A 26982-nucleotide genomic window follows, 5' to 3' on the forward strand; every position below is an offset into this window, starting at 1 on the left:
CGGTTACATTCCGAACCCGGAAGCTAAGCCTTACAGCGCCGATGGTACTGCAGGGGGGACCCTGTGGGAGAGTAGGACGCCGCCGAACAAATTTTAATAGAGCTGGTCCCCGAACTTCGGTTCGGGGACCAGCTCTTTTTTGTTGTGCGTCACTTGTCGTTCACGTTGCGCGACCACCATCCGAGGCATGGGTACTGCTGCAATGCTCAGGGCCGCGGGTGTCGGCGCCGGTGACGAGGTCGTCGTGCCGGCCTTCGGGAACGTCGAGGTCGCCGAGGCCGTCACCCTCACCGGGGCGACGCCCGTGTTCGCCGACATAGACCCGACGACGTACTGCCTCGACGCACTGGCGGTCGAGTACGCGGTGACCTCGCGGACCGCCGCCGTCGTCGTGGTGCACCGGTTCGGACGGCCGGCTGCCGTGGCTCCGCTGCACGCGCTCGGGCAGCGGCACGGCCTCCTCGTCCTGGAACACGGGGAGTCCGAGGCGCCGTACGACGAGATCGCCCAGCGCAGGGCGCGGGCCTCGTACCTCGACTCCAGGCTCAGCGGGGTGCGGACGCCGGACGGCGGTGACGGGCACACCTACCAGCAGTACGTCGTGCGCGTGCCCGGCAACGGGCGGCCGGACCGGGACGCTTTCGCGCGGGCGGTGCGGGCCAGGGGAGTCGACTGCCGGGTGCCCGTGAAGACGCCGGTGCACCGCATGCCCGTCTTCCGTCGCGACGTGTGCCTTCCCGAGACCGAGAGGGCCGCGGACGAGACACTCGCGCTGCCCGTGGACGCGTCCCTGACCAAGCGCGAGATGCAGCGCATCGTGTCCTCGTGCAATGCGCTCGGGGGACTGCTTCAGCCCGCCTTCTGATTCGGCCGGACTGGTTGGGACCACCCCGCTGTTCGGGGTATGATCTATTCCGTTGCCACGAGGGAAACCTCGAAAAGGCGACCGGCCCCCCTAGCTCAGTCGGCAGAGCGTCTCCATGGTAAGGAGAAGGTCAACGGTTCGATTCCGTTGGGGGGCTCCGAAAGAAAAGGCCTCCGCCCATTCGGGTGGGGGCCTTTCTGCATTGCCCGGACTTCAGGGAGTCCGGAAATCCGGGCTTTTCGGTCAGTCCTTCTGGAGTCCTGGAACACGCATCGCGAGAATCGCCATGTCGTCGGACGGGGCGTCGGACGCGAACCGCTCCACGGCGCGCATGATGCGGGCCGCCACCGCGCCCGCCGTCAGCCCGGTGCAGGTGGTCAGCACGTCGGCCAGGCCGTCGTCGCCGAGCATGCGGGTGCCCTCACGGCGTTCGGTGACGCCGTCCGTCACGCACAGGAGCACGTCGCCGGGATCCAGCGTCACCGTCTCCTCGTACAGCTCCAGGTCGTCCATGACGCCGAGGAGCGGCTGCGGTTCCGCGGCGGGCTCGACCGTGCCGTCCTGGCGCAGGCGGAGCGGCAGCGGGTGCCCGGCGCAGACCACCTTCAGCACCGCCGAGCCGTCCTCCTGGGGCCACAACTCGCCGTACAGCAGCGTCAGGAAGCGGCTGCGGGCGCCCTCGTCGAGGATCGCGGAGTTCAGGCGCTCCAGGACCGCGGGACCGCCGAAGCCCTCGCGGGCCAGGAGCCGCAGTGCGTGCCGGGCGAGGCCGGTGACCGCCGCCGCCTCCGGACCCGTACCGCACACGTCGCCGATGGCGAAGCCGTAGGCGCCGTCGCGGATCGGGAAGACGTCGTAGAAGTCGCCGCCGACCTCGTTGCCCTCGCCGGCCGCTCGGTAGATGACCTCGACCTCGACGCCGTCGATCACGGGGAGCTCGGGCGGCAGGAGGCTGCGCTGGAGGGACTGGCTGATCGCCGTGCGCTCCGAGTACAGGCGGGCGTTGTCCAGGGCCAGGGCCGCGCGGCGGCTCAGGTCCTCGGCGAGTTCCAGGATCTCCTGGCGGAAGTGCTCGTCCGACGGCTTGCCGAGGGTGAGCATGCCGATGACGCGGTTGCGGGCCACCAGGGGCAGCACGACGGTCTCGCCGCCGACCGCCGCGGCCGTCGCGAGCGTCGTGCCGATGCCCGAACCCACCGATGGGGACTCGCCGAGGCCGAGGCTGCGCATGGAGGTGCGCAGCGCCGCCTGGTGGGCCGCCTCGGCCGGGGCCGACCAGACGCGGGCGCCCGGCGTGGGCACCGGGTCGGGCGGGTCGATCTTGGAGAGCAGCGCCTTGACGCCGTCGATGCGCTCCTCGTCCTCGTGCAGGACGTACGAGAGGTAGGGGTCCGAGGACTGGTCGGCGATCGTGTAGACCGCGCACCAGGTGGCCAGCGTCGGGACCGTCATCTGGGCCATGAGGGCCAGCGTCTGGTCGCGGTCCAGGGTGCCGGCGAGGAGGTCGGAGGCCTCGACGAGGAAGGACAGCGAACCGCGGCGCAGGCGCTCCAGTTCGCCGAGGCGGGCGGACTCGACGGCCAGCGCGATGCGGTCGGCGGCGAACTGCAGGCGCAGCGCCTCCTCGTTCGAGTACCGGCCCGGCGCCTCCGCGGCGACGCCGAGGGAGCCGGTGAGGCGGCCCTCGACCTTCAGCGGGACGGTGACGACCGAGCGCATGCCGGTGCCGTTGAGCAGCGGGACCGCGCCCGGGACGGCCGAGAGGTCGTCGTGGACGGCCGGCATCCGGGCCGAGCCGTAGCGCCCGGGGCCCGCTTCGACGGGGACGCGGGCGAAGCGCTGGCGGGCGGAGGGCAGGCCGGTGGAGGCGCGTACCTCGAGTTCCGTCTCGTCGTCGGTGGCGAGGAGCAGGAAGGCGGAGTCGGCGTCGAGCATGTCGCGGGCGCGCTCCACCGTGCGCTGGAGGAGGCCGTCCAGGTCGTCCGGGGCGGGGGAGCCGATGAAGACCTCGAACGGGTCGGTGGTCTGGCCTTCGGCCATCGTGCCGGAGTCGGGGGAGGCGCCGCGCAACGGCGTCTGGAGGACGGCCCGTTCGTGGTTGCGGACCAGGAGGCAGACCGTGGAGGGCTCGCCTCCGGTGTCGCGGACGCGGAGGTGGGAGGCGTACACGGCGGTCACGCGGCCGTCGGCGCCCCGCAGGCCATAGCTGCCCTCCCAGCGCGAGAGCTGGAGGGCCTCGACGATGCCGGTGCTGGTGCCCGGCGTGTGCGGCCAGGCGGCGAGGTCGGTGAGCGGTTTGCCGGTGACCTGCTCGGCCGTGTACCCGAAGAGCTCCTCGGCGTCCTCGTTCCACGCCGTGATGGCGCCGACGCGGTCGATCTGGACGACGGCGACGCGTACGCGGCCGTCGGCGAGCGGGAGGAGGGCGGCGGGCAGGGACGGGCCGGCGGTGCGGGTGCCCACCGCGCGTTCGGGCAGGTCGAGCTGGAACCAGACCTGCTTCTGGGTGGGCGTGTAGTCGACGCCCCAGCGGTCGGCCAGGGCGGCGCAGAGCTGGAGGCCGCGGCCGCCCTCGCGGTCGGGGCTGCCCATGTTCGCGACGGAGCCCTGGAGTGGGATCTCGCGTTCGGGGTAGCGATCCGCCACCTCGATACGTACGCCGTCGTCGCTGCGCAGACACAGGACGTCCGCGGACGTGCCGGCGTGCACCACGGCGTTCGTGACCAGTTCACTGGTGAGGACCACGGCGTCGTCGACGACATCGGCGAAGCCCCAGCCCTGGAGGGTGTCACGGACGAAGGCGCGGGCGGTCGCGACCGATCGCCCCAAGGGCTCGAAGCTGGCGGCCGCGCGCGCGGTGATCACAGATCTCCTTGTCCGGTTGTCGGCGTGCACGGATGCGGGGTCGACTCGCTCCTGCCGGGGCAGGGGCTGGTTCCCCGTCGGCCGGGGATCCCGGGGCGCTTCCCCAGGATGCAGTCCGGTGGTCATGGTGCGGCGCCCCTCCGATGCCTGCCCGCTCGTGCTCGTGCCACCGCCCAGTCCGGACGGAACCGGCGTGGCTGGACAGCCGCATGCAAGGTTACTTACCTTCGCCGCCCGTGCGGATGCCGGTCGCCAGTGTTTCCGTCCAGAGGGTGTGCGGACGATGTGCGAAGCTGCCGAACTGTTATGGCCTGGTTCGGTCGGGGTGAAACACTGGGCAGGCTCCATGGGAAGGTCCGGGCAGGCAGAGGGCCTTTCCGAGTATGCCGAGCGGAAGCCCGCCCGGTACACCGAGTGGAAGTACAGCGCACGCAGAGCAGTAATGGTCGACCCCTGCGGGAGGGACACAGTGGAGTCTGGCGCAGCGACGCGGGGCACGAAGACGCGCGCGAAGGGCGGACAGTCCCCGAGCAACGAGCGGAAACCGAGGGGTGGGACCACCGCGGTGGACACGGCTGCCCTGAACCGGCTGCTGACGGCCCTGGTCTCGATGCGGGACGGCAATTTCCGCAAGCGGCTGACCGTCTCGGGCGACGGTGTGATGTCCGAGATCGCGGCCGTCTTCAACGAGGTGGCCGACCGGAACCTGCACCTCACGGGTGAGCTGTCGCGGGTGCGGCGCATGGTCGGGCGTGAGGGCAAGCTCACGGAGCGGCTGGAGACGGGGGCCTGCGAGGGTTCCTGGGCGGCCGCGATCGACGCGTCGAACGCCCTGGTCGACGATCTCGTACGGCCGGTCGCCGAGGTCGGCCGGGTGCTGTCCGCGGTGGCGGAGGGCGATCTGTCGCCGCGTATGGAGCTGCGGGCGCAGGCGCCGGACGGGAACGGACATCCGCTGCGGGGGGAGTTCCTGAAGGTCGGGCGCACGGTCAACAACCTGGTCGACCAGCTGTCCACGTTCACCGACGAGGTGACGCGGGTGGCCAGCGAGGTGGGCACCGAGGGCAAGCTGGGCGGGCAGGCCCGGGTGCGCGGGATGTCCGGTTCGTGGAAGGACCTCACGGACTCCGTCAACACGATGGCGTATCGCCTGACCGCTCAGGTACGGGACATCGCGCTCGTCACGACGGCGGTGGCCAAGGGTGATCTGTCCCGGAAGGTCACGGTTCACGTGGCCGGCGAGATGCTGGAGCTGAAGAACACCGTCAACACGATGGTGGACCAGCTGTCCTCCTTCTCCTCCGAGGTGACGCGGGTCGCCCGCGAGGTGGGCACGGAGGGTGAGCTGGGCGGTCAGGCCCAGGTGCCCGGTGTGGCGGGTGTGTGGAAGGACCTCACCGATTCGGTGAACCTGATGGCCGGCAACCTGACGGCCCAGGTGCGCGGGATCGCGCAGGTGACGACGGCGGTCGCCAGCGGTGACCTGTCGCAGAAGGTGACGGTGTCGGCGCGCGGCGAGGTGGCGCAGCTCGCCGAGACGATCAACCAGATGACCGAGACGCTGCGGACGTTCGCGGACGAGGTCACCCGGGTGGCGAACGAGGTCGGCGGCGAGGGACGGCTCGGCGGCCAGGCGAACGTGCCAGGTGCGGCCGGCACCTGGAAGGACCTCACCGACTCGGTGAACACGGTCTTCCGGAACCTGACGACGCAGGTGCGGGACATCGCCGCGGTGACGACGGCGGTGGCGAACGGCGACCTGTCGCAGAAGGTCACCGTGGACGTGGCCGGCGAGATGCTGGAGCTGAAGAACACCGTCAACACGATGGTCGACCAGCTGTCGTCCTTCGGTGCTGAGGTCACGCGGGTGGCGCGGGAGATCGGTGTCGAGGGCGAACTGGGCGGGCAGGCGCAGGTGCCGGGCGCGGCGGGTACGTGGAAGGACCTCACGGACTCCGTCAACACGGCGTTCCGCAACCTCACCGGTCAGGTGCGCAACATCGCGCAGGTGACGACGGCGGTGGCGAACGGCGACCTGTCGCAGAAGGTCACCGTCGACGTGTCCGGCGAGATGCTCCAGCTGAAGAACACCGTGAACACGATGGTGGACCAGCTGTCGAGCTTCGCGGACCAGGTGACGCGGATGGCCCGGGACGTGGGCACGGAGGGCCGGCTCGGCGGGCAGGCCCGCGTGGACGGCGTGTCCGGTACGTGGAAGGAACTCACCGACTCCGTCAACTTCATGGCGGGCAACCTGACCTCTCAGGTGAGGCAGATCGCCCAGGTGACGACGGCGGTGGCGCGGGGTGACCTGTCGCAGAAGATCGACGTGGACGCGCGCGGCGAGATCCTGGAGCTGAAGAACACCATCAACACGATGGTGGACCAGCTCTCCGCCTTCGCGGACCAGGTGACGCGGGTCGCCCGTGACGTGGGTACGGAGGGCCGGCTGGGCGGTCAGGCGCAGGTGCCCGGCGTGGCCGGTGTGTGGCGCGACCTGACCGACTCGGTGAACGGCATGGCCGGCAACCTGACCGCGCAGGTCCGCAACATCGCGCAGGTCGCGACGGCGGTGGCGCGGGGTGACCTGTCGCAGAAGATCGACGTGGACGCGCGCGGCGAGATCCTGGAGCTGAAGAACACCCTCAACACGATGGTGGACCAGCTCTCGAACTTCGCCGAGCAGGTGACGCGGGTCGCGCGTGAGGTGGGTACGGAGGGCATGCTCGGCGGCCAGGCCGAGGTGCAGGGTGTCTCCGGCACCTGGAAGGACCTCACCCAGTCCGTGAACTTCATGGCGAACAACCTGACCATCCAGGTCCGCAACATCGCCGAGGTCACGACCGCCGTCGCCAAGGGCGACCTGTCGAAGAAGATCACCGTCGACGCCAAGGGCGAGATCCTCGAACTCGTCACCACCGTCAACACGATGGTCGACCAGCTCTCCAACTTCGCGGAGCAGGTGACCCGGGTGGCCCGCGAGGTGGGCACCGAGGGCAACCTGGGCGGTCAGGCCCGGGTGCCGGGCGTGACGGGCATCTGGAAGGACCTCAGCGACAACGTCAACGTGATGGCCAACAACCTGACCAACCAGGTGCGGAACATCTCGCAGGTCGCGACGGCGGTGGCCAACGGCGACCTCACCAAGAAGGTCACGGTCGAGGCGAGCGGTGAGGTCGCGCAGCTCGCCGACACCGTCAACACCATGGTGAAGACGCTGAGTTCGTTCGCCGACCAGGTGACCCGGGTGGCCCGTGAGGTGGGCACGGACGGCATCCTCGGCGGCCAGGCGCGCGTACCGGGGGTGTCGGGTACGTGGAAGGACCTCACCGAGTCGGTGAACGGGATGGCGTCGAACCTGACCGGCCAGGTGCGCAACATCGCGATGGTCACGACGGCCATCGCGAAGGGCGATCTGACCAAGAAGATCGACATCGACGCGCGCGGCGAGATCCTGGAGCTGAAGACCACCATCAACACGATGGTCGACCAGCTGTCGTCCTTCGCGGAGGAGGTCACCCGCGTCGCCCGCGAGGTGGGCACCGAGGGGCAGTTGGGCGGCCAGGCGCGGGTGCGTGACGTGGACGGCACCTGGCGCGACCTCACCGAGTCGGTGAACGAGATGGCCGGGAACCTGACCCGGCAGGTGCGCGCCATCGCGCGCGTGGCGACCGCGGTGACCCGCGGCGACCTCAACCTGAAGATCGACGTGGACGCCTCGGGCGAGATCCAGGAACTTCAGGACTACATCAACAAGATGATCGCCAACCTGCGCGACACCACCATCGCCAACAAGGAGCAGGACTGGCTCAAGGGCAACCTGGCGCGCATCTCCGCCCTGATGCAGGGGCGGCGCGACCTCGACGACGTGGCCTCGCTGATCATGAGCGAGCTGACCCCGGTCGTGTCCGCGCAGCACGGCGCGTTCTTCCTCTCGATGCCGCTGATGGACGGCAAGGACGCGGGCACCCAGGACGAGGAGGCGTACGAGCTGCGCATGCTCGGGTCGTACGGCTACTCGATGGGCTCCATGCCGACGTCGTTCCGGCCCGGCGAGGCGCTGATCGGGACGGCCGCGCAGGAGAAGCGCACGATCCTGGTGGAGAACGCGCCGAGCGGCTATCTGAAGATCTCCTCCGGTCTCGGCGAGGCGCCGCCCGCGCAGGTGATCGTCCTTCCGGTGCTCTTCGAGGGCACGGTGCTCGGCGTGATCGAGCTGGCGTCGTTCACGCCGTTCACGCAGATCCAGAAGGACTTCCTGAACCAGATCGCCGAGATGATCGCGACGAGCGTCAACACCATCTCCGTCAACACCAAGACGGAGGTGCTGCTCAAGCAGTCGCAGGAGCTGACCGAGCAACTGCGCGAGCGGTCGGCCGAGTTGGAGAACCGGCAGAAGGCGCTCCAGGAGTCCAACGCCGAACTGGAGGAGAAAGCCGAGCTGCTGGCCCAGCAGAACCGCGACATCGAGGTGAAGAACACGGAGATCGAGGAGGCGCGGCAGGTCCTGGAGGAGCGTGCCGAGCAGCTCGCGGTGTCGATGCGCTACAAGAGCGAGTTCCTCGCCAACATGTCGCACGAGCTGCGTACGCCGCTCAACTCCCTGCTGATCCTGGCCAAGTTGCTAGCCGACAACGCGGACTCCAACCTCACCCCGAAGCAGGTCGAGTTCGCCGAGACGATCCACGGCGCGGGCTCCGACCTGCTTCAGCTGATCAACGACATCCTCGACCTGTCGAAGGTCGAGGCGGGCAAGATGGACGTCTCGCCGACCCGTATCGCGCTGGTGCAGCTCGTCGACTACGTGGAGGCCACGTTCCGCCCGCTGACGGCGGAGAAGGGGCTCGACTTCTCGGTACGGGTCTCGCCGGAGCTGCCCGCGACGCTGCACACCGACGAACAGCGCCTGCTCCAGGTGCTGCGCAACCTGCTGTCCAACGCGGTGAAGTTCACCGACTCGGGAGCGGTGGAGCTGGTCATCAGGCCGGCGGCAGCGGACGTCCCCGTGGCCATCCGGGAGCAGTTGCTGGAGTCCGGCTCGCTGCGGGAGGCGGACGGCGACCTGATCGCCTTCTCGGTCACCGACACCGGCATCGGGATCGCCGCGAGCAAGATGCGGGTGATCTTCGAGGCGTTCAAGCAGGCGGACGGCACCACCAGCCGCAAGTACGGCGGTACGGGTCTGGGGCTGTCCATCTCGCGGGAGATCGCGCGGCTGCTGGGCGGGGAGATCCACGCGCAGAGCGAACCGGGGCGCGGCTCGACGTTCACGCTGTATTTGCCGCTGCACCCGAGCGAACTGCCGCCGCAGGGCTACGGGCAGCTGGCGCCGGCCCTCGGCGCCGGGGAACTGCTCGCCTCCGAGGCCGAGCCGGCCGGGCCGGGCATCGAGACGCCGGCCGAGGTGAAGTCGTACCAGGAGACCCAGAACGGGCCCGCCGCGCTGTTCCGGCGCCGCCGCCGGGCGGTGCCCGCGGTCGAGCAGCGGCCGGGGCTCACCGGCCCGTCGGCCGCCGGGCAGGGGCATGAGCAGTGGCCGGTAGAAGGGCAGCAGGACACGGCTCCGAAGCCGCGGTCCGGCATCCGGTTCGACAGCGAGAAGGTGCTGATCGTCGACGACGACATCCGCAACGTCTTCGCGCTCACCAGCGTGCTGGAGCAGCACGGTCTGTCCGTGCTGTACGCCGAGAACGGCCGCGAGGGCATCGAGGTGCTGGAGCAGCACGACGACGTGACGGTCGTCCTGATGGACATCATGATGCCGGAGATGGACGGGTACGCGACGACCACGGCGATCAGGCGGATGCCGCAGTTCGCGGGTCTGCCGATCATCGCCCTCACCGCGAAGGCGATGAAGGGCGACCGGGAGAAGGCCATCGAGTCGGGTGCCTCCGACTACGTCACGAAGCCGGTCGACCCCGATCACCTGCTGTCGGTGATGGAGCAGTGGATGCGGGGGCAGTGACGTGCGGGCGGCTACGCGGTGTCAGCGCCCGGCGTCCGGAGGCGGCCGGCGGGTCCCGTCCGCCGGGCGGTCCGTTCGGCCGGCCGGACCGCCCTGCGGGGCGGCGGGGCGCGCCCGACGTGGCATGACCGAGGGTGGCCGAGGCCGTGTAGAAACCCGGGATTCGGGGAACCTTCTGGTCTCCCACTACGTTTCTGCTATGTGCACAGTGACATCGCGGTGACAGGGTGTGGCGACAGGCGGGGTGCGGCTACCATGACCGGCACAAGGACGGGCGGCGCAAGGGAGTCGTCCTCTGGGGCGGCGCCCGGTGCACTGCCGGGGCGAGGAGGGCGGGCCATGGTGCAGAAGGCCAAGATCCTCCTGGTCGATGACCGGCCGGAGAATCTGCTGGCGCTGGAGGCCATCCTCTCCGCGCTCGATCAGACACTGGTGCGGGCATCGTCCGGGGAGGAAGCGCTCAAAGCGCTGCTGACGGACGATTTCGCGGTCATCCTGCTGGATGTGCAGATGCCGGGGATGGACGGTTTCGAGACCGCCGCCCACATCAAGCGGCGGGAGCGGACGCGGGACATCCCGATCATCTTCCTCACCGCGATCAACCACGGTCCGCACCACACCTTCCGCGGGTACGCGGCGGGCGCGGTCGACTACATCTCCAAGCCGTTCGACCCGTGGGTGCTGCGCGCGAAGGTCTCGGTCTTCGTCGAGCTCTACATGAAGAACTGCCAACTCCGGGAGCAGGCGGCGCTGCTGCGGCTCCAGCTGGAGGGCGGCGGCAAGGCGGCGGCCGACACCAAGGAGCCCGCCGGGCTGCTGGCCGAGCTGTCCGCGCGGCTCGCGGCCGTCGAGGAGCAGGCCGAGGCGCTGTCCAAGCAGCTCGACGACGACTCCGCCGACGCGGCCGCCGTGGCGACCGCGGCCCATCTCGAACGCAAACTGACGGGCCTGCGCAGAGCGCTGGACGCCCTGGAGCCCGGCACGGGCAGCGGGGCGCCGTCGCTGCCCTCGCAGAACTGACGCGGGCCGGAACTCCCGCGCCGCGTCGGCCTGTTCCCGTCAGGGGGAGCGGGCCCACCGCCGCCGCCGCCGTACGGACCGAGACCGCCGACCGTCCAGGGGTGCCCTTTCCGGCGGCGGACGGACCGTCACTTCACGCCCGTCGAGGTGCAAAAGTGGTGAAACGGCGTCAGTTGTGGTCCCCGTGAAGGGCGACACGAACGGGTGAAGCGGTAGGCACACGTGTCCGCTGTCGTCTCCACCGGTAACCTCACACCCATGGCCTCACGTCAGTCCGCAGCCAAGAAGCCGCCCGCGAAGAAGGCGGTCGTCCCGACGAAGGCTCCGGCGAAGAAGGCCCCCGCGAAAAAGGCCGCCGTCAAAAGGGCGCCCGCCAGGAAGGCCGCGGTCAAGAAGGCCCCTCCCAGGCCGGCGCCCAGCCCGACCGGAGGCGTGTACCGACTGGTGCGCGCCGTCTGGCTCGGAGTCGCGCACGCCGTCGGAGCGCTGTTCCGCGGCATAGGGGCGGGCGCCAAGGGCCTCGACCCGGCGCACCGCAAGGACGGCGTCGCGCTGCTGCTGCTCGGCCTCATGCTGATCATCGCGGCCGGTACCTGGTCGAGCCTCCAGGGGCCCGTCGGCGACCTGGTGGAGATGCTGGTGACCGGCGCCTTCGGGCGCCTCGACCTGCTCGTCCCGATACTGATCGGCATCGTCGCCGCCCGCCTGATCCGGCACCCGGAGAAGCCCGAGGCCAACGGCCGCATCGTCATCGGCCTGTCCGCGCTCGTGATCGGCGTGCTCGGCCAGGTCCACATCGCGTGCGGCGCGCCCGCCCGCAGCGACGGCATGCAGGCGATAAGGGACTCCGGCGGGCTGATCGGCTGGGGCGCGGCGACCCCGCTGACGTACACGATGGGCGACGTCCTCGCCGTCCCCCTCCTGGTGCTGCTGACGGTCTTCGGGCTCCTCGTCGTCACGGCGACCCCGGTGAACGCGATCCCGCAGCGGCTGCGCCTGCTCGGCGAGAAGCTCGGCATCCTCGCGTCCCCCGAGGACGCGGAGGACTGGGCCGAGGACGACGAGCGCTACGACGAGCAGTGGCGTGAGGCCCTGCCGGCGCGCTCCCGGCGCCCGCGCGCCCCCGAGGCGTACGACCCCGACGGAGCCGAGCAGGAGGCGCTCACCAAGCGCCGGAGCCGCCCCCGGCGTGCCGTACAGCAGCCCGACATGGACCGGCCGATGGACGCGGTCGACGTCGCCGCGGCGGCGGCCGCCGCGCTGGACGGCGCCGTCCTGCACGGGATGCCGCCCTCGCCGCTGGTCGCCGACCTCACCCAGGGCGTCCACCCGGAGCGGGACGGCTACGAGGAGACGACGCCGGTGCCGGCCGCGCGGGCCAGGACCGCTCCGGCGGCCGCCAAGCCCCCCGCCGGTGCCAAGCAGCCGAAGCAGGCCAAGCAGGACCCGTTCAAGGCCGAGGCCGTCGTGCCCGACCTGACCAAGGCCGCACCCGATACGCCGCGCGAGATGCCCTCCCGGGCCGAGCAGCTCCAGCTCTCCGGCGACATCACCTACGCGCTGCCGTCCCTGGACCTGCTGGAGCGCGGCGGACCCGGCAAGACGCGCAGCGCCGCCAACGACGCCGTGGTCGCCTCGCTGTCCAACGTCTTCATGGAGTTCAAGGTCGACGCCGCCGTCACCGGCTTCACGCGCGGTCCGACGGTCACCCGCTACGAGGTCGAGCTCGGCCCCGCCGTGAAGGTCGAGCGGATCACCGCGCTCACCAAGAACATCGCGTACGCCGTCGCCAGCCCCGACGTGCGGATCATCAGCCCGATCCCCGGCAAGTCGGCGGTCGGCATCGAGATCCCGAACACCGACCGCGAGATGGTCAACCTCGGTGACGTGCTGCGCCTCGCGGACGCGGCCGAGGACGACCACCCGATGCTGGTCGCGCTCGGCAAGGACGTCGAGGGCGGCTACGTGATGGCCAACCTGGCGAAGATGCCGCACGTCCTGGTCGCCGGCGCCACCGGTTCCGGCAAGTCGTCCTGCATCAACTGCCTGATCACCTCGGTCATGGTGCGGGCGACCCCGGAGGACGTGCGCATGGTCCTCGTCGACCCCAAGCGCGTCGAGCTGACCGCGTACGAGGGCATCCCGCACCTGATCACGCCGATCATCACCAACCCGAAGCGGGCCGCCGAGGCGCTCCAGTGGGTCGTCCGCGAGATGGACCTGCGCTACGACGACCTCGCGGCGTTCGGGTACCGGCACATCGACGACTTCAACGAGGCCATCAGGAACGGCAAGGTGAAGCTGCCGGAGGGCAGCGAGCGCGAGCTGAGCCCGTACCCGTACCTGCTCGTGATCGTCGACGAGCTCGCGGACCTGATGATGGTCGCCCCGCGGGACGTCGAGGACGCCATCGTGCGCATCACCCAGCTCGCGCGCGCGGCCGGCATCCACCTGGTGCTCGCCACGCAGCGGCCCTCCGTGGACGTCGTCACCGGCCTGATCAAGGCGAACGTGCCGTCCCGGCTCGCCTTCGCCACCTCCTCGCTCGCCGACAGCCGGGTCATCCTCGACCAGCCGGGCGCGGAGAAGCTGATCGGCAAGGGCGACGGACTGTTCCTCCCGATGGGCGCCAACAAGCCCACGCGTATGCAGGGCGCCTTCGTCACCGAGGACGAGGTCGCGGCCGTCGTCCAGCACTGCAAGGATCAGATGGCGCCGGTCTTCCGGGACGACGTCACCGTCGGGACCAAGCAGAAGAAGGAGATCGACGAGGACATCGGCGACGACCTCGACCTGCTGTGCCAGGCGGCCGAACTGGTCGTCTCCACGCAGTTCGGGTCCACCTCGATGCTCCAGCGCAAGCTGCGCGTCGGCTTCGCCAAGGCGGGGCGGCTGATGGACCTCATGGAGTCGCGCAACATCGTGGGCCCGAGCGAGGGCTCCAAGGCGCGCGACGTCCTCGTCAAGGCCGACGAACTGGACGGCGTACTGGCCGTGATCCGCGGGGAGACCGAAGCGTAGGGAAACGGGGGCACACGAGCCGCCGCAGGGGTGGATCCGCGACGAGCGGGTATTCGAACGTGACTCAGCTGTAAGGGATCTGTGAGCAACCGTTTCCCTTCCTCGCACGTCAAGTTGAGCGAGGGGACGATCACCTGTCCCATCATCAGGATGACCGGCCATTCTGATGGCGTACAAAGTCCCACCGCCCGGTTGCCCCACCCTTTCGTACCCCCCCTAGACTGAACCTCCAGCACAGGTGGCTACACGCTCGAAAGGCGCCCCCGTGTCCATCGGCAACTCCCCTGACGGCAACTCCCCCGAAGACGAGCGTCCGTTCGAAGACGATCGCGAGGCGGAACGCCCCTCGATCGGTCACGCCCTGCGGCAGGCGCGCATCGAGGCCGGGCTGACTGTCGACGACGTCAGCAGCGCCACCCGGGTCCGCATCGCCATCGTGCACGCCATCGAACAGGACGACTTCGCGCCCTGCGGCGGTGACGTCTACGCGCGCGGTCACATCCGGACCCTGGCACGCGCCGTCCACCTCGACCCCGACCCCCTTCTCGCGCAGTACGACGACGAGCACGGCGGGCGCCCCGCGCCCACCCCGGCGGCCCCCCTGTTCGAGGCGGAACGGATCCGTCCCGAGCGCCGCGGGCCGAACTGGACGGCCGCCATGGTCGCCGCGATCGTCGCGGTGATCGGCTTCGTCGGGTTCACCATGGTCAAGGGCGGCGACGACGGGGACGGCTCGACGGCCCAGGTCGCCGAGGGCTCCACGCCCACCACCAGCAAGCCGGCGCACAAGCCCAAGCCGACCAAGCCCACCGACCCGAAGCCCGACCCGTCCGACAGCGCCATCGCCGCCGCGCCGCAGGACAAGGTCACCGTCCAGGTGACCGCCACCGACGGACGCAGCTGGATCTCCGCCAAGGACCACAACGGCCGGATGCTCTTCGACGGGCTGCTCAAGAAGGGCCAGTCGCAGACCTTCCAGGACAACACCAAGATCAACCTCATCCTGGGCGACGCCGGCGCCATCCAGCTGTACGTGAACGGCAAGAAGATCGAGGACGACTTCCAGCCCGGCCAGGTCGAGCGCCTGACCTACACCAAGGGCGACCCCGAGGTCGGATAAACGGCCCGCGGGGCAAGGCGCGTACGGGGTTGGCCGGGATCGGCCAACCCCGTCGACGTGGGCTGTCGGCGGGACGAAGTAGTCTAGAGCCCATGCCTGAACGCCGTACCGTCGCACTCGTCACCCTTGGCTGCGCCCGTAACGAGGTGGACTCGGAGGAGCTCGCAGGCCGCTTGGAGGCGGACGGCTGGCACCTCGTGGAGGACGCCGAGCAAGCGGACGTCGCCGTCGTCAACACCTGTGGGTTCGTCGAGGCCGCCAAGAAGGACTCCGTGGACGCCCTCCTGGAGGCCAACGATCTCAAGGGGCACGGCAGAACCCAGGCCGTCGTGGCGGTGGGCTGCATGGCCGAGCGGTACGGCAAGGAACTGGCCGAGGCGCTCCCCGAGGCCGACGGCGTGCTCGGCTTCGACGACTACGCCGACATCTCCGACCGCCTCCAGACCATCCTGAACGGCGGCATCCACGCCTCGCACACCCCGCGCGACCGCCGCAAGCTGCTCCCGATCAGCCCGGCCGAGCGGCAGTCCGCCGGCGACGAGGTGGCCCTGCCCGGCCACGGCGCGCCCGCGGACCTGCCGGAGGGCGTCGCCCCGGTCTCCGGCCCCCGTGCGCCCCTGCGCCGCCGCCTGGACGGCTCCCCGGTCGCCTCCGTGAAGCTCGCCTCCGGCTGCGACCGGCGCTGCTCCTTCTGCGCCATCCCGTCCTTCCGCGGCTCCTTCATCTCTCGGCGCCCCAGCGACGTGCTGAACGAGACCCGCTGGCTCGCCGAGCAGGGCGTCAAGGAGGTCATGCTCGTCTCCGAGAACAACACCTCGTACGGCAAGGACCTGGGCGACATCCGCCTCCTGGAGACGATGCTGCCCGAGCTCGCCGCGATCGAGGGCATCGAGCGCGTGCGCGTCAGCTACCTCCAGCCCGCCGAGATGCGCCCCGGGCTCATCGACGTGCTCACGTCGACGCCGAACATCGCGCCCTACTTCGACCTGTCCTTCCAGCACTCCGCCCCCGACGTGCTGCGCTCGATGCGGCGCTTCGGCGACACCGACCGCTTCCTGGAGCTGCTCGACACCATCCGCTCCAAGGCCCCGCAGGCCGGCGTGCGGTCGAACTTCATCGTGGGCTTCCCCGGGGAGACCGAGGCCGACCTGGCGGAGCTGGAGCGCTTCCTCACGGGCGCGCGGCTCGACGCCATCGGTGTGTTCGGCTACTCCGACGAGGACGGCACCGAGGCGGCGACGTACGACAACAAGCTCGACGAGGACGTCGTCGCCGAGCGTCTCGCGCGGGTCTCGCGGCTCGCCGAGGAACTGGTCGCCCAGCGCGCCGAGGAGCGCGTCGGGGAAAGCCTGCAGGTCCTGGTCGAGTCCATCGACGACGAGGAGGGTGCGGTCGGCCGCGCCGCCCACCAGGCGCCCGAGACGGACGGACAGGTGCTGCTCACGAGCAGCGCGGGTCTGACCGTCGGTCGTATGGTCGAGGCAAAGGTGGTCGGCACGGAAGGTGTCGACCTGGTGGCCGAGCCGCTCCCGGGCTCGTTCGCGGGGACTGAGGAGGCGGGCAGATGACCGGAGCCCCGGCATCCGCGGCGGGCAGTTCCTCCAGCGCGAAAGGCGCGGCCGGTGCGTCCGGCACCCCGGGAGGAACGAAGCCGGTGCGAAAGCTGGGCGCTGCGGCCGTCGACCAGGCCAGCCTCTGGAACGTCGCGAACCTCCTCACCATGCTCCGGCTCGTGCTGGTGCCCGGCTTCGTGGCACTGCTGCTGGCCGACGGCGGGTACGACCCCGTGTGGCGCGCGTGGGCCTGGGCGGCCTTCGCCGTCGCGATGATCACCGACGTCTTCGACGGTCACATCGCCCGCACGTACAACCTGGTCACCGACTTCGGGAAGATCGCCGACCCCATCGCCGACAAGGCGATCATGGGCGCGGCGCTGATCTGTCTGTCCTACCTCGGCGATCTGCCGTGGTGGGTGACGGGGGTGATCCTCGGGCGGGAGCTCGGGATCACCCTGCTGCGTTTCGTGGTGATCCGTTACGGGGTGATTCCCGCGAGCCGCGGCGGCAAGATGAAGACCCTGGCCCAGGGCACCGCCGTCGGCATGTACGTACTGGCGCTGACGGGGCCGCTGGCGACCCTGAGGTTCTGGATGATGGCCGTGGCGGTCGTCCTGACCGTCGTGACGGGACTCGACTACGTGAGACAGGCCATTGTGCTGCGCCGACAGGGCATCGCCGCCCGTCAGGCGTCCGCCGAGGAGGCGGAGCGGTGAGTTCCACGGCCGCTGACGTGCTGCGACTACTCACGGTGAGAGGCGAGACGCTCGCCGTCGCCGAATCGCTCACCGGTGGCCTGGTGGCAGCGGAGATCACAGGGACGCCCGGGGCGTCGAAGGCCTTCCGGGGTTCCGTGACCGCGTACGCCACCGAGCTCAAGCACGCGCTGCTCGGGGTCGACGCCACTCTGCTGGCCGAGCGCGGCGCGGTGGATCCGCAGGTCGCGGCGCAGATGGCGGCCGGCGTGCGCAAGGCGCTCGGTGCGGACTGGGGGATCGCCACCACCGGCGTAGCGGGCCCCGATTCCCAGGACGGGCAGCCGGTCGGTACCGTTTTCGTCGCCGTCGACGGACCGGCGACGGCGGAATCCGCGGCCGATGTTGGCGGGAAAGTGGCCTCACTGCGGTTGAACGGCGGTCGGGCGGAAATTCGTATGGAGAGTGTACGGAGCGTACTCGCGCTGCTCCTGGAGGAGCTCGCGGGCGAACAGACCGGAAACGAGCTGGCACAGGATACGGAACAGAACGGGGGGACTTGATGTTTGCAGCCCTGAGTGAACACGACATCGCTCCCCGCACGGCCGCGGCGCGAGGCGGTACGGTGGGGCGTGAAGGATGCGGCTACGCGGTCCGAGGAGGGAGCCACCGATGATTCTGCTCCGTCGCCTGCTGGGTGACGTGCTGCGTCGGCAGCGCCAGCGCCAGGGCCGTACTCTGCGCGAAGTCTCCTCGTCCGCCCGAGTCTCACTCGGCTATCTCTCCGAGGTGGAGCGGGGGCAGAAGGAGGCATCCTCCGAGCTGCTCTCCGCGATCTGCGACGCGCTTGACGTACGGATGTCCGAGCTCATGCGGGAAGTGAGCGATGAACTCGCCCTCGCCGAGCTGGCACAGTCGGCTGCGGCCACCGAACCGGTGCCCGCACCGGTGCGTCGCCCGATGCTCAATTCCGTGTCCGTGACCGGTGTGCCACCGGAACGGGTCACGATCAAGGCACCTGCCGAGGCGGTCGACGTCGTCGCGGCCTAGCGTCCACGGCCTCGCGGTCCTGGACTGAACCACGTACACGAGAGCCCCGGCCGGGGCTTCTCCGGGGAGACCCGGAGGGGACCGGCCGGGGCTCTCGTGTTTCCGCGTACCCCGTGCCACCCCGTTTGCCGGTGTGTTCCCCGGCGGTCATGGTGGAGGGGCGGTGGCTCGGGGCCGTAGCGAATGATCTTGAATCGGAGGATTCGATGTACGTGGTGAAGAGCCCGTTGTCCGACTCGGACCTGAAGATCGTGGCCGAGGCACTGCAGGGCGCCCTGGTCGACCTGGTGGACCTCTCCCTGGTGGCCAAGCAGGTCCACTGGAACGTCGTCGGACCGCGCTTCCGTTCCGTCCACCTCCAACTGGACGACGTCGTGGCCAGCGCGCGGCTGCACTCCGACACGGTGGCCGAACGCGCCTCCGCGCTGGGCGTCTCGCCCGACGGACGCGCCGCGACGGTCGCCGCCGGCAGCGGCATCGGCGCCGTGGCCGACGGCTGGGTCAAGGACGCGGACGCCGTGGGCAGGCTGGTCGACGCGCTGGGCGCGGTCATCACACGGATGCGGGAGCGCGTGAAGGCGACCGAGAGCCCGGACCCGGTCAGCCAGGACCTCCTCATCGGCATCACCGCGGATCTGGAGAAGCACCACTGGATGTTCCAGGCGGAGAACGGCTGAGGCCCGAGTGAGGGCCAGGCGGGCCGGACCACCGGGGGCCGCCGAGGGCTGCATACCGCGACGTGCGGTGCCGTGGCGTGGCCGGCGCGGGCGGCGGGCCGCGCCGGACCGTGGGCGGGGCGCGTGCCGGGCGCGCGGCCCCGGACGCGGGGCGCCCGGCGGGGCACGGCCCCGAGATCCCGGCAGGGTGAGGCGTGTGTGTGCGTGCGGTGCGCCTCTGTGCCGGTGGTGCGCCCTCCCTGCCGCCTCGAGCGGCGGTCTAGCGTCGGGCTGGAGGTGGCAGACCATGGCAGGGCGGACGGCGCGCTGGGGGGCGACGCTGACGCTGGGGGCGCTGTGGTGGTGGGGGATCCTCCGGCTCGCGCTGGCTCCCGACGCAGGGGTGTGGGAGGGGGCTGTCGCGGCCGGAGGGTGGGGGCTGAGCCTGCTGCCCGTGCATTGCGTGCCGAAGGCGCGGGCTGCCCGGGCCGTGGACTCGGACCAGCGGGCGATGCGGAGTCTTCGCCTCGCGGGGATATGGCGACGCGGGTCCGGTGAGGAGCGGGGACGGGGGGTGTAGCGAGGGGGCGCGACTTCGGGGGACGGGGGCGCGGGGCGACGGGGTGCGCCGATGCCGGGATGCCGTGCGACGGAGGGGTGGGCTGCGGAGCCGCCTCTTCGTGCGGGGGTGCCGGTGGGTGCGTGGGGCCTCGGGGTGCGCTGATGCCGGGATGTCCTGTGGCGGAGGGGTGGGCTGCGGAGCCGCTCTTCCGGCAAGGGGGCTGGTGGGTGCGCTGGGGCGGCGTCGAGGGGCGCCGTTCGCGAGGGTTGGGCGCGGTGTGGGTCGCACCGCGCCGGCTCGCGTGTGTGCCGTACTCGGGGGGCCCGGTCCCTCGTACGGGGATGGCGCAGGGGCGCTTGGCCGTTGTCGTGCGCGGCGTACGAGGTGGGTGATGCGCCGGGTTCTGTGAGGCTGGTCCGGGCGTGCCCTTGTCAGGGGGCAGTTGTGTAACTCCTGGACAGGCAGATCGCGGCGTGGGGCCTGCTGCTTGCCGTGGGCGTGTGGGCGGGTTGTGCGCGTTCCCGTCGTCGTCGGCGCGGGAGTGGTCCCTGGTCTCCACGGGAACGCGACGCTGCCGTTGAACGCGACTCCTGGGCGGGCAGCATGTCGCGCGGTGCATGACGCTTGCTGTCAACGGCATGGGCGGGCTTTGCGTGCTCCCGCCGGTGCGGGGCCGGGGTGGTACGGGGCGCGCGGGGCGGGCTGAGTCACCACGGCATCGCGACGCCGCCGTTCGGGCGGAGGATCTGGCCGGTGGTGAACGACGACGCGTCCGAGGCGAGGTGAAGCACCGCATGGGCGACGTCCTGGGGCTCGCCGACCCGGCCGAGCGGTGACCGCCGGGCCATGAGCGCCTCGGTGTGCGCCTGGGCCTCCCCGTGGCGCTGGGTCATGGGGGTGCGGACCCAGCCGGGGGCCACGGCGTTCACGCGGATCCCGTGCGGGCCGACCTCCGTCGCCAGCGTCTTTGTCAGCTGCACGACGGCCGCCTTCGAGGCGCCGTAGCAGAGCAGACCGGGGCCGCCGGTGTCCACGGCGCCCGAGGCCATCGTGACGATGCTGCCCCGCACCTGCCGCGCGATCATGTGGCGGGCCGCCGCCTGACAGGCGTACAGCACGCCCTTGAAGTTGACGCCCAGCACCCGGTCGAGATCCTCGTCCCGGGTCTCCAGGACCGGGCTGCTGTGCATGATCCCGGCGACCGCCGCCATCACGTCGAGGCGCTCGCAGGACTCCATGGCCTGCTGGAGCCCGGCCGGGTCCGTCACGTCGAGGTGATGGGTGCGGGCCGTACCGCCCTCGTCCTTGATCAGGGCCGCCGTCTCGTGCAGGCCCTGCTCGTCACGGTCCGCGCAGCGCACCTCGGCCCCCGCGCGGGCGAGCAGGACGGCGCAGGCCCGCCCGATGCCGCCGGCGGCTCCCGTGACGAACGCCGTGCGTCCGGTGAGGTCGTACGCCTTCAGGGCCATGTGACGACGGTACGAGCATTTCTGACGGGTCGTCAATTAGTCGTGCGGGGTGGCATTCCGGCCGTTCCGCGACGGGGTCCGGGTCAGCGGGGCACGCTGCGCGACGTCGGTCCCGCGGTCCTGGGGGCCGTGCCGGGCGGTGTGGGGCCGGGCTGGCAGGACGGGCACCAGTAGGTGGGCCGCTCGCGCGAGCCGTCGCCCTGTTCGGCCACGAGGATGCGCGTCCCGCACCGCAGACAGCGGCGGCCCGCGCGGCCGTACACGAACAGCTTCTGCTCGGGGCGGCCCGTGGTCACGCGGTTCGGGCGGTCCCGGTTGACCTGGAGGAGCTTCTGGGCCAGCGGGGTCAGCAGGGCGGCGCGGTCCGCGGGGAGTTCGCCGACGGGGAGCCAGGGAGTGACGCCGAGGAGAAAGCACAGCTCGCTCTTGTAGACGTTGCCGATACCGGCGAGGTTGCGCTGGTCGAGCAGGGCTTCGCCGAGGGCTCGGTCGGGGTCGCGCCGCAGGTTGGCCAGCGCCTTGTCGGGGTCCCAGTCGGGGCCCAGGAGGTCCGGGCCGAGGTGGCCGACGGCCCGCTCCTCGTCGGCGGTGCGCAGCAGCTCCAGTACGGGGAGGCGGTAACCGACGGCCGTGCGGTCGGCGTTGCCGAGGATGGCGCGGATCTGGTGGTCGGGACCGCCGGTCCAGCGGCGGCCGTTCTCGAACACCTTCCAGGAGCCGTCCATCCGCAGGTGCGAGTGGAGCGTCAGGCCGCCCTCGATGCGGGTGAGGAGGTGTTTGCCGCGCGGCGTCACGTCCAGGACGGTGCGGCCGGTGAGATCGGCTGTGGCGAACTTGGGCACGCGCAGGTCGGAGCGGATCAGCACGGTGCCCGCGAGGGCGGTGTGCAGTCGCTTCGCGGCCATCCAGACGGTGTCTCCTTCGGGCATGGGTTCAAGGGTCGCACGGGTTCGAGGGGTTCGCCGGAGGCGTCGGCCCGCTCACGCGCGGATCCGCAGGCCGCGCGGGGTCGCGATGAACCCTGCCGCTTCGAGGAGCGTGCCGAGTGGGGCGGTGAGCGCGGAGGCGCCGTTCACCCTCTCCACGGTGACCGTGCCGAGGGAGCCCGCGCGGGCCGCCAGGGACAGGGCCTCCGCGGCCGACCGCAGGCGGGGGTCGTCGGTGACCTCGGAATCGGGCGTGGAGGGCCAGGCGAGCAGCGTCTTGCCGCCCCGCTCCATGTAGAGCGTCAGCTCGCCGTCGACCAGGACGACGAGGGAACCAGCCTTGCGGCCCGGTTTGTGGCCGGCGCCGGTGGGGGGCTCGGGCCAGGACAGGGCCGCGCCGTAGGCGTTCGCGGGGTCGGCGGCCGCGAGGACCACGGCCCGGCTGGTGCCGTTGGACCGGGAGCGGCCGCCTGGGGCGCCGCCTCTCGGTGAGGCGCCGTTCGCCCAGCCGCGGTTCCCGGTCGGGCGGCCCGGACGTCCCGAGCGGGGCCCGGTGGCGAAGGGGTCGGAGCCGTTCGGCGGGCCGAAGTCGCCGGGGAAGGGGAAGTCGTCCGAGGTGCCCTCGCCGTCGCCGGGGAATCGGAAGTCGTTCGCCGCGCCGGGGCCGTCGAGGATGCCGGCGCCCGGGGGTGTGCCGAAGTCGGCGGGGGAGCTGCGGGAATCGCTGCCGTCCACCGTGGGTACGGCGGGGCCGCGCCCCGTCTCCGCGGGGAACTCGGACCCGAAGTCCGGGGCGCCCCGCGATCCCGTGAAGTCGGGCTGGAAGCCGGGGTCCGCTGCGGGGAACGGCGACGAGAAGCCCTCCGCGGGCAGGGCTTCGCCCCGGTCCCGTGCGTTCGCCGCCGCGCGCAGGCGGTCCACCGCGCCGTCCATCGCGAACTGCGCGGCGCCGAGGCCCTCCACCACGTAACCGCGACGGGCCTGGCCGGTCTCCTCGAAGGCGGACAGGATGCGGTACACCGCCGAGAAGCCGCCCTCGACACCCTCCGCGGCGACGGCGCCCCGGGTCACCACTCCGTGGCGGTCGAGCAGGGTGCGGGCCAGCGCGTGGGCGCGCACGGTGGGGTCGGGTTCCCGCTCGGGCAGCAGCGACCACCGGCCGGCGACGGTCGGAGGTCCCGTACGGGACTGGGAGCGCGCCGCGGCCGTCAACGAGCCGTACCTTCCGCGCGGGACGGCACGCTTCGCGCGGTGCGCCGTGGATCCGGCGGTGCGCCCCGAGCCCAGGAGGGCGCGCATCGGCGCCAGGGTGTCGTTCGTCAGGCGGCCGGACCAGGCCAGGTCCCAGACCGCTTCGGCCAGTTGGGGGTCGGTGGCGTCGGGGTGCGTGGTGGCGCGGACCTGATCGGCGATCTGACGGAAGAACAGGCCGTAGCCCCCGGAGAGGGTGTCCAGGACGGACTGGTGCAGTGCCGTCAGCTCCAGCGGGTGCGCCGGCGGCAGGAGGAGCGGGGCCGCGTCGGCGAGGTAGAGCGAGACCCAGCCGTCCTTGCCGGGCAGGGCGCCGGCGCCGGCCCAGACGAGCTCTCCGGCCGCGGTGAGCTCGTCGAGCATCGCGGGCGTGTAGTTCGAGACGCGGGACGGGAGGACCAGCTTCTCCAGGGCGGACGCGGGCACGGACGCACCCTGCAACTGCTCGACGGCACGCACCAGTCCGTCGACCCCGCGCAGGCCGTGCCCGCTGTCGACGTGCTGCCACTGGGGGAGGAACTGCGCGAGCGCGGCGGGCGGCACCGGCTCCAGCTCGTGGCGCAGGGCGGCCAGGGACCGGCGGCGCAGGCGGCGCAGGACGGCCGCGTCGCACCACTCCTGGCCGATGCCCGCCGGATGGAACTCACCCTGTACGACACGTCCGTTGGCCGCGAGCCGCTGGAGCGCTCCCTCGGTGACGGCCGTGCCGAGTCCGAAGCGGGCCGCCGCCGCGTGCGACGTGAACGGGCCGTGCGTGCGCGCGAACCGGGCGAGGAGGTCGCCCAGCGGGTCCTTGACCGGTTCGGTGAAGGCCTCCGGGACACCGACGGGCAGGGCCGTGCCCAGTGCGTCGCGCAGCCGGCCGGCGTCCTCGATCGCCGCCCAGTGCTCGGCACCGGCGATCCTGACCTTGATGGCGCGGCGGGCCCCGGCCAGCTCCTGGGCCCACTGCGGCTCGGCGCCGCGCTCGGCCAGCTCGGCGTCCGTGAGCGGGCCCAGTACGCGCAGCAGGTCGGCGACGCCCTCCACGTCCTTGATCCGGCGGTCGTCGGTGAGCCACTGGAGCTCCCGCTCCAGCTCGGTCAGGACGTCGGCGTCGAGCAGCTCGCGCAGCTCCGCCTGCCCCAGCAGCTCCGCCAGCAGCCGCGAGTCCAGCGACAGGGCGGCGGCCCGCCGCTCGGCGAGCGGCGAGTCACCCTCGTACAGGAACTGCGCGACGTACCCGAAGAGCAGGGAGCGGGCGAACGGCGACGGCTCCGGGGTGGTGACCTCCACCAGGCGCACCTTGCGCGACTCGATGTCGCCCATCAGCTCCGTGAGGCCCGGTACGTCGAAGACGTCCTGGAGGCATTCGCGGACCGCCTCCAGGACGATGGGGAACGAACCGAACTCGCTCGCCACCTGGAGCAGTTGGGCCGCGCGTTGGCGCTGCTGCCACAGCGGGGTGCGCTTGCCCGGACTGCGGCGGGGCAGCAGCAGCGCGCGGGCCGCGCACTCGCGGAACCGGGACGCGAAGAGGGCCGACCCGCCGACCTGGTCGGTGACCACCTGGTCGACCTCGCCCTTGTCGAAGACGACGTCCGCGGCGCCGACGGGCGCCTGCTCCGCGTCGTACTCCCGGCCGAGCTTGACGGGCTCCTGGTCGAGGAGGTCCATGCCCATCAGGTCGGCGTCGGGCAGCCGCAGCACGATGCCGTCGTCGGCGTGCATCACCTGGGCGTCCATGCCGTACCGCTCGGAGAGCTTGGCGCCGAGCGCGAGCGCCCAGGGGGCGTGCACCTGGGCGCCGAAGGGGGAGTGCACGACGACCCGCCAGTCGCCCAGCTCGTCACGGAACCGCTCGACGACGATCGTGCGGTCGTCCGGGATGTGCCCGCAGGCCTCGCGCTGCTCGGACAGGTACGACAGCACGTTGTCCGCGGCCCAGTCGTCGAGCCCGGCGGCGAGGAGCCGCACCCGGGCGTCGTCCTTGGACAGCGAGCCGACCTCGCGCAGGAACGCGCCGAGCGCGCGGCCCAGTTCGAGGGGGCGGCCCAGCTGGTCGCCCTTCCAGAACGGCAGCCGGCCGGGGACACCGGGCGCGGGCGAGACGAGGACGCGGTCGCGGGTGATGTCCTCGATGCGCCAGGAGCTGGTGCCCAGCGTGAAGACGTCGCCGACCCGGGACTCGTAGACCATCTCCTCGTCGAGCTCGCCGACCCGGCCGCCGCCCTTCTTGGGGTCGGAGCCCGCGAGGAAGACGCCGAAGAGACCGCGGTCGGGGATCGTGCCCCCGGAGGTGACGGCGAGGCGCTGGGCACCGGGGCGGCCGGTGATCGTGCCGGCGACCCGGTCCCACACCACGCGCGGACGCAGCTCCGCGAAGGCGTCCGACGGATAGCGGCCCGCGAGCATGTCGAGCACGGCGGTGAACGCCGACTCCGGGAGCGCCGCGAAGGGGGCGGCACGGCGCACCGTGGCCAGGAGGTCGTCGAACTGCCAGGTGTCGAGGGCGGTCATCGCGACGATCTGCTGGGCCAGCACGTCCAGTGGGTTGGCCGGGACCCGGAGGGACTCGATCGAGCCGGTGCGCATCCGCTCGGTGACGACGGCGGCCTGGACGAGGTCGCCCCGGTACTTCGGGAAGACGACTCCCGTGGAGATCGCGCCCACCTGGTGGCCGGCACGGCCCACGCGCTGCAGGCCGGAGGCCACGGACGGCGGCGACTCCACCTGGACGACCAGGTCCACCGCTCCCATGTCGATGCCGAGTTCCAGACTGGACGTGGCGACCACCGCGGGCAGGCGACCGGCCTTGAGGTCCTCCTCGACGAGGGCGCGCTGCTCCTTGGAGACGGAACCGTGGTGGGCGCGCGCGATGACCGTGGGGGCGCCCTGCGCCGCACCCGAGCCGCCCATCAGCTCGGCCGGCGAGTGGTGCTCCTCCAGGGTCTCGCCGGTGGCCCGCTCGTAGGCGATCTCGTTGAGCCGGTTGCACAGGCGCTCCGCCAGGCGGCGCGAGTTCGCGAACACGATCGTCGACCGGTGGGACAGGACGAGGTCGGTGATCCGCTCCTCGACGTGCGGCCAGATGGAGGGCTTCTCGGCTCCCTCCTTGCCGTCGGAGGCCGGGGAACCGCCCAGCTCGCCGAGGTCCTCGACCGGGACGACGACGGAGAGGTCGAACTCCTTGCCCGACGGCGGCTGGACGATCTCCACCTTGCGGCGCGGCGAGAGATAGCGTGCCACCTCGTCCACCGGGCGCACCGTGGCCGACAGGCCGATGCGGCGGGCGGGCCTGGGCAGCAGTTCGTCCAGGCGCTCCAGGGAGAGCGCCAGGTGCGCCCCGCGCTTCGTGCCCGCGACGGCGTGCACCTCGTCCAGGATCACCGTCTCGATGCCGGTCAGCGCGTCGCGCGTGGCCGATGTGAGCATCAGGAACAGCGACTCCGGGGTCGTGATCAGGATGTCCGGCGGGCGGGTGGACAGGGCTCGGCGCTCCGCGGGAGGGGTGTCACCGGAGCGGATGCCCACCTTCACCTCCGGCTCGGGCAGGCCGAGCCGGACCGCCTCCTGCCGGATACCGGTCAGCGGGCTGCGCAGATTGCGCTCCACGTCGACCGCGAGGGCCTTGAGTGGTGACACGTACAGCACCCGGCAGCGCTTCTTCGGGTCGGCCGGCGGCGGGGTCGACGCCAGCTGGTCCAGCGCGGCGAGGAAAGCGGCCAGTGTCTTGCCGGAACCGGTCGGGGCGACCACCAGCACGTCCGAGCCCTCACGGGTCGCCTGCCACGCCCCGGCCTGGGCCGCGGTGGGCGCGGAGAAGGCCCCCGTGAACCAGCCGCGGGTCGCGGGGGAGAAGCCCTCGAGGGCTCGATGTGCAGAGCTCGCCATGCGTCCATCCTGCACCCGGCCACTGACATCGCGCCTGACCTGCGGAAACGAGGAGCGGTGCGGCGGCGGGAGAAGGGCGGGGCGAGGG

14 protein-coding genes, 1 tRNA gene and 1 rRNA gene are annotated in these 26982 nt (G+C 71.5%); 12 read left to right on the forward strand and 4 right to left on the reverse strand.

From position 1 onward, the window contains the following. The 3 genes from rrf to ACZ4VA_RS07730 form a co-directional block, all read left to right on the forward strand. Window positions 1-88 (forward strand): 5S ribosomal RNA (rrf, locus tag ACZ4VA_RS07720); the annotation flags it as partial. A gap of 114 nt (window positions 89-202) precedes the next feature. After that, complete coding sequence (locus ACZ4VA_RS07725) at window positions 203-865, forward strand: DegT/DnrJ/EryC1/StrS family aminotransferase (protein WP_355794025.1); 663 nt, start codon at window positions 203-205, stop codon at window positions 863-865. 84 nt (window positions 866-949) lie between these two features. After that, window positions 950-1022: transfer RNA gene (locus ACZ4VA_RS07730), tRNA-Thr, on the forward strand. Between the two features lie 86 nt (window positions 1023-1108). Here the strand turns inward: ACZ4VA_RS07730 and ACZ4VA_RS07735 are convergent. Further along, complete coding sequence (locus ACZ4VA_RS07735) at window positions 1109-3856, reverse strand: SpoIIE family protein phosphatase (protein WP_468080351.1); 2748 nt, start codon at window positions 3854-3856, stop codon at window positions 1109-1111. A 343-nt stretch (window positions 3857-4199) separates the two neighbouring features. Here ACZ4VA_RS07735 and ACZ4VA_RS07740 point away from each other — a divergent pair, with 343 nt between their 5' ends. The 9 genes from ACZ4VA_RS07740 (at window position 4200) to ACZ4VA_RS07780 (ending at window position 18834) form a co-directional block, all read left to right on the forward strand. Next, entirely contained in the window at window positions 4200-9695 is a 5496-nt protein-coding gene (locus ACZ4VA_RS07740; RefSeq protein WP_468080353.1) for a HAMP domain-containing protein, read from the forward strand. A 339-nt stretch (window positions 9696-10034) separates the two neighbouring features. After that, window positions 10035-10715 (forward strand): response regulator, encoded by a 681-nt coding sequence (locus ACZ4VA_RS07745; RefSeq protein WP_389390237.1) that lies wholly within the window; start codon window positions 10035-10037, stop codon window positions 10713-10715. 258 nt (window positions 10716-10973) lie between these two features. Then, window positions 10974-13736: a DNA translocase FtsK gene (locus ACZ4VA_RS07750; protein ID WP_356243899.1), complete on the forward strand. Its 2763-nt coding sequence runs from the start codon at window positions 10974-10976 to the stop codon at window positions 13734-13736. A gap of 265 nt (window positions 13737-14001) precedes the next feature. Further along, window positions 14002-14856 carry a helix-turn-helix domain-containing protein gene (locus ACZ4VA_RS07755; protein ID WP_356172459.1) on the forward strand — a complete coding sequence of 285 codons (855 nt, stop codon included), beginning with the start codon at window positions 14002-14004 and terminating at the stop codon, window positions 14854-14856. A gap of 92 nt (window positions 14857-14948) precedes the next feature. Then, window positions 14949-16424 carry a 30S ribosomal protein S12 methylthiotransferase RimO gene (gene rimO / locus ACZ4VA_RS07760; RefSeq protein ID WP_356172456.1) on the forward strand — a complete coding sequence of 492 codons (1476 nt, stop codon included), beginning with the start codon at window positions 14949-14951 and terminating at the stop codon, window positions 16422-16424. After that, window positions 16421-17128, forward strand: coding sequence for a CDP-diacylglycerol--glycerol-3-phosphate 3-phosphatidyltransferase (gene pgsA, locus ACZ4VA_RS07765; protein WP_355792689.1), 708 nt, complete (start codon window positions 16421-16423; stop codon window positions 17126-17128). The genes rimO and pgsA overlap by 4 nt, the downstream gene beginning before the upstream one ends. Continuing rightward, window positions 17125-17670 carry a CinA family protein gene (locus ACZ4VA_RS07770; RefSeq protein ID WP_355792692.1) on the forward strand — a complete coding sequence of 182 codons (546 nt, stop codon included), beginning with the start codon at window positions 17125-17127 and terminating at the stop codon, window positions 17668-17670. Before pgsA ends, ACZ4VA_RS07770 begins: the two co-directional genes overlap by 4 nt. A 109-nt stretch (window positions 17671-17779) precedes the next feature. Beyond that, window positions 17780-18157, forward strand: a complete 378-nt coding sequence (locus tag ACZ4VA_RS07775) for a helix-turn-helix domain-containing protein (protein ID WP_037620346.1) — start codon at window positions 17780-17782, stop codon at window positions 18155-18157. A 206-nt stretch (window positions 18158-18363) separates the two neighbouring features. After that, window positions 18364-18834, forward strand: coding sequence for a Dps family protein (locus ACZ4VA_RS07780; RefSeq protein WP_356172452.1), 471 nt, complete (start codon window positions 18364-18366; stop codon window positions 18832-18834). Window positions 18835-20082: 1248 nt separating this feature from the next. Here the strand turns inward: ACZ4VA_RS07780 and ACZ4VA_RS07785 are convergent. The 3 genes from ACZ4VA_RS07785 to ACZ4VA_RS07795 all read right to left on the reverse strand — a co-directional run bounded on the left by ACZ4VA_RS07785 (window position 20083) and on the right by ACZ4VA_RS07795 (window position 26894). Further along, window positions 20083-20844, reverse strand: coding sequence for an SDR family NAD(P)-dependent oxidoreductase (locus ACZ4VA_RS07785; RefSeq protein ID WP_355793522.1), 762 nt, complete (start codon window positions 20842-20844; stop codon window positions 20083-20085). Between the two features lie 83 nt (window positions 20845-20927). Then, on the reverse strand, window positions 20928-21773 hold the full coding sequence (locus ACZ4VA_RS07790; RefSeq protein ID WP_355793524.1) for an Fpg/Nei family DNA glycosylase: 846 nt from the start codon (window positions 21771-21773) through the stop codon (window positions 20928-20930). A gap of 51 nt (window positions 21774-21824) precedes the next feature. Continuing rightward, window positions 21825-26894 (reverse strand): ATP-dependent helicase, encoded by a 5070-nt coding sequence (locus ACZ4VA_RS07795; RefSeq protein WP_468080358.1) that lies wholly within the window; start codon window positions 26892-26894, stop codon window positions 21825-21827. Window positions 26895-26982: the final 88 nt, after the last annotated feature.

Source organism: Streptomyces sp. NPDC028308, assembly GCF_055565855.1.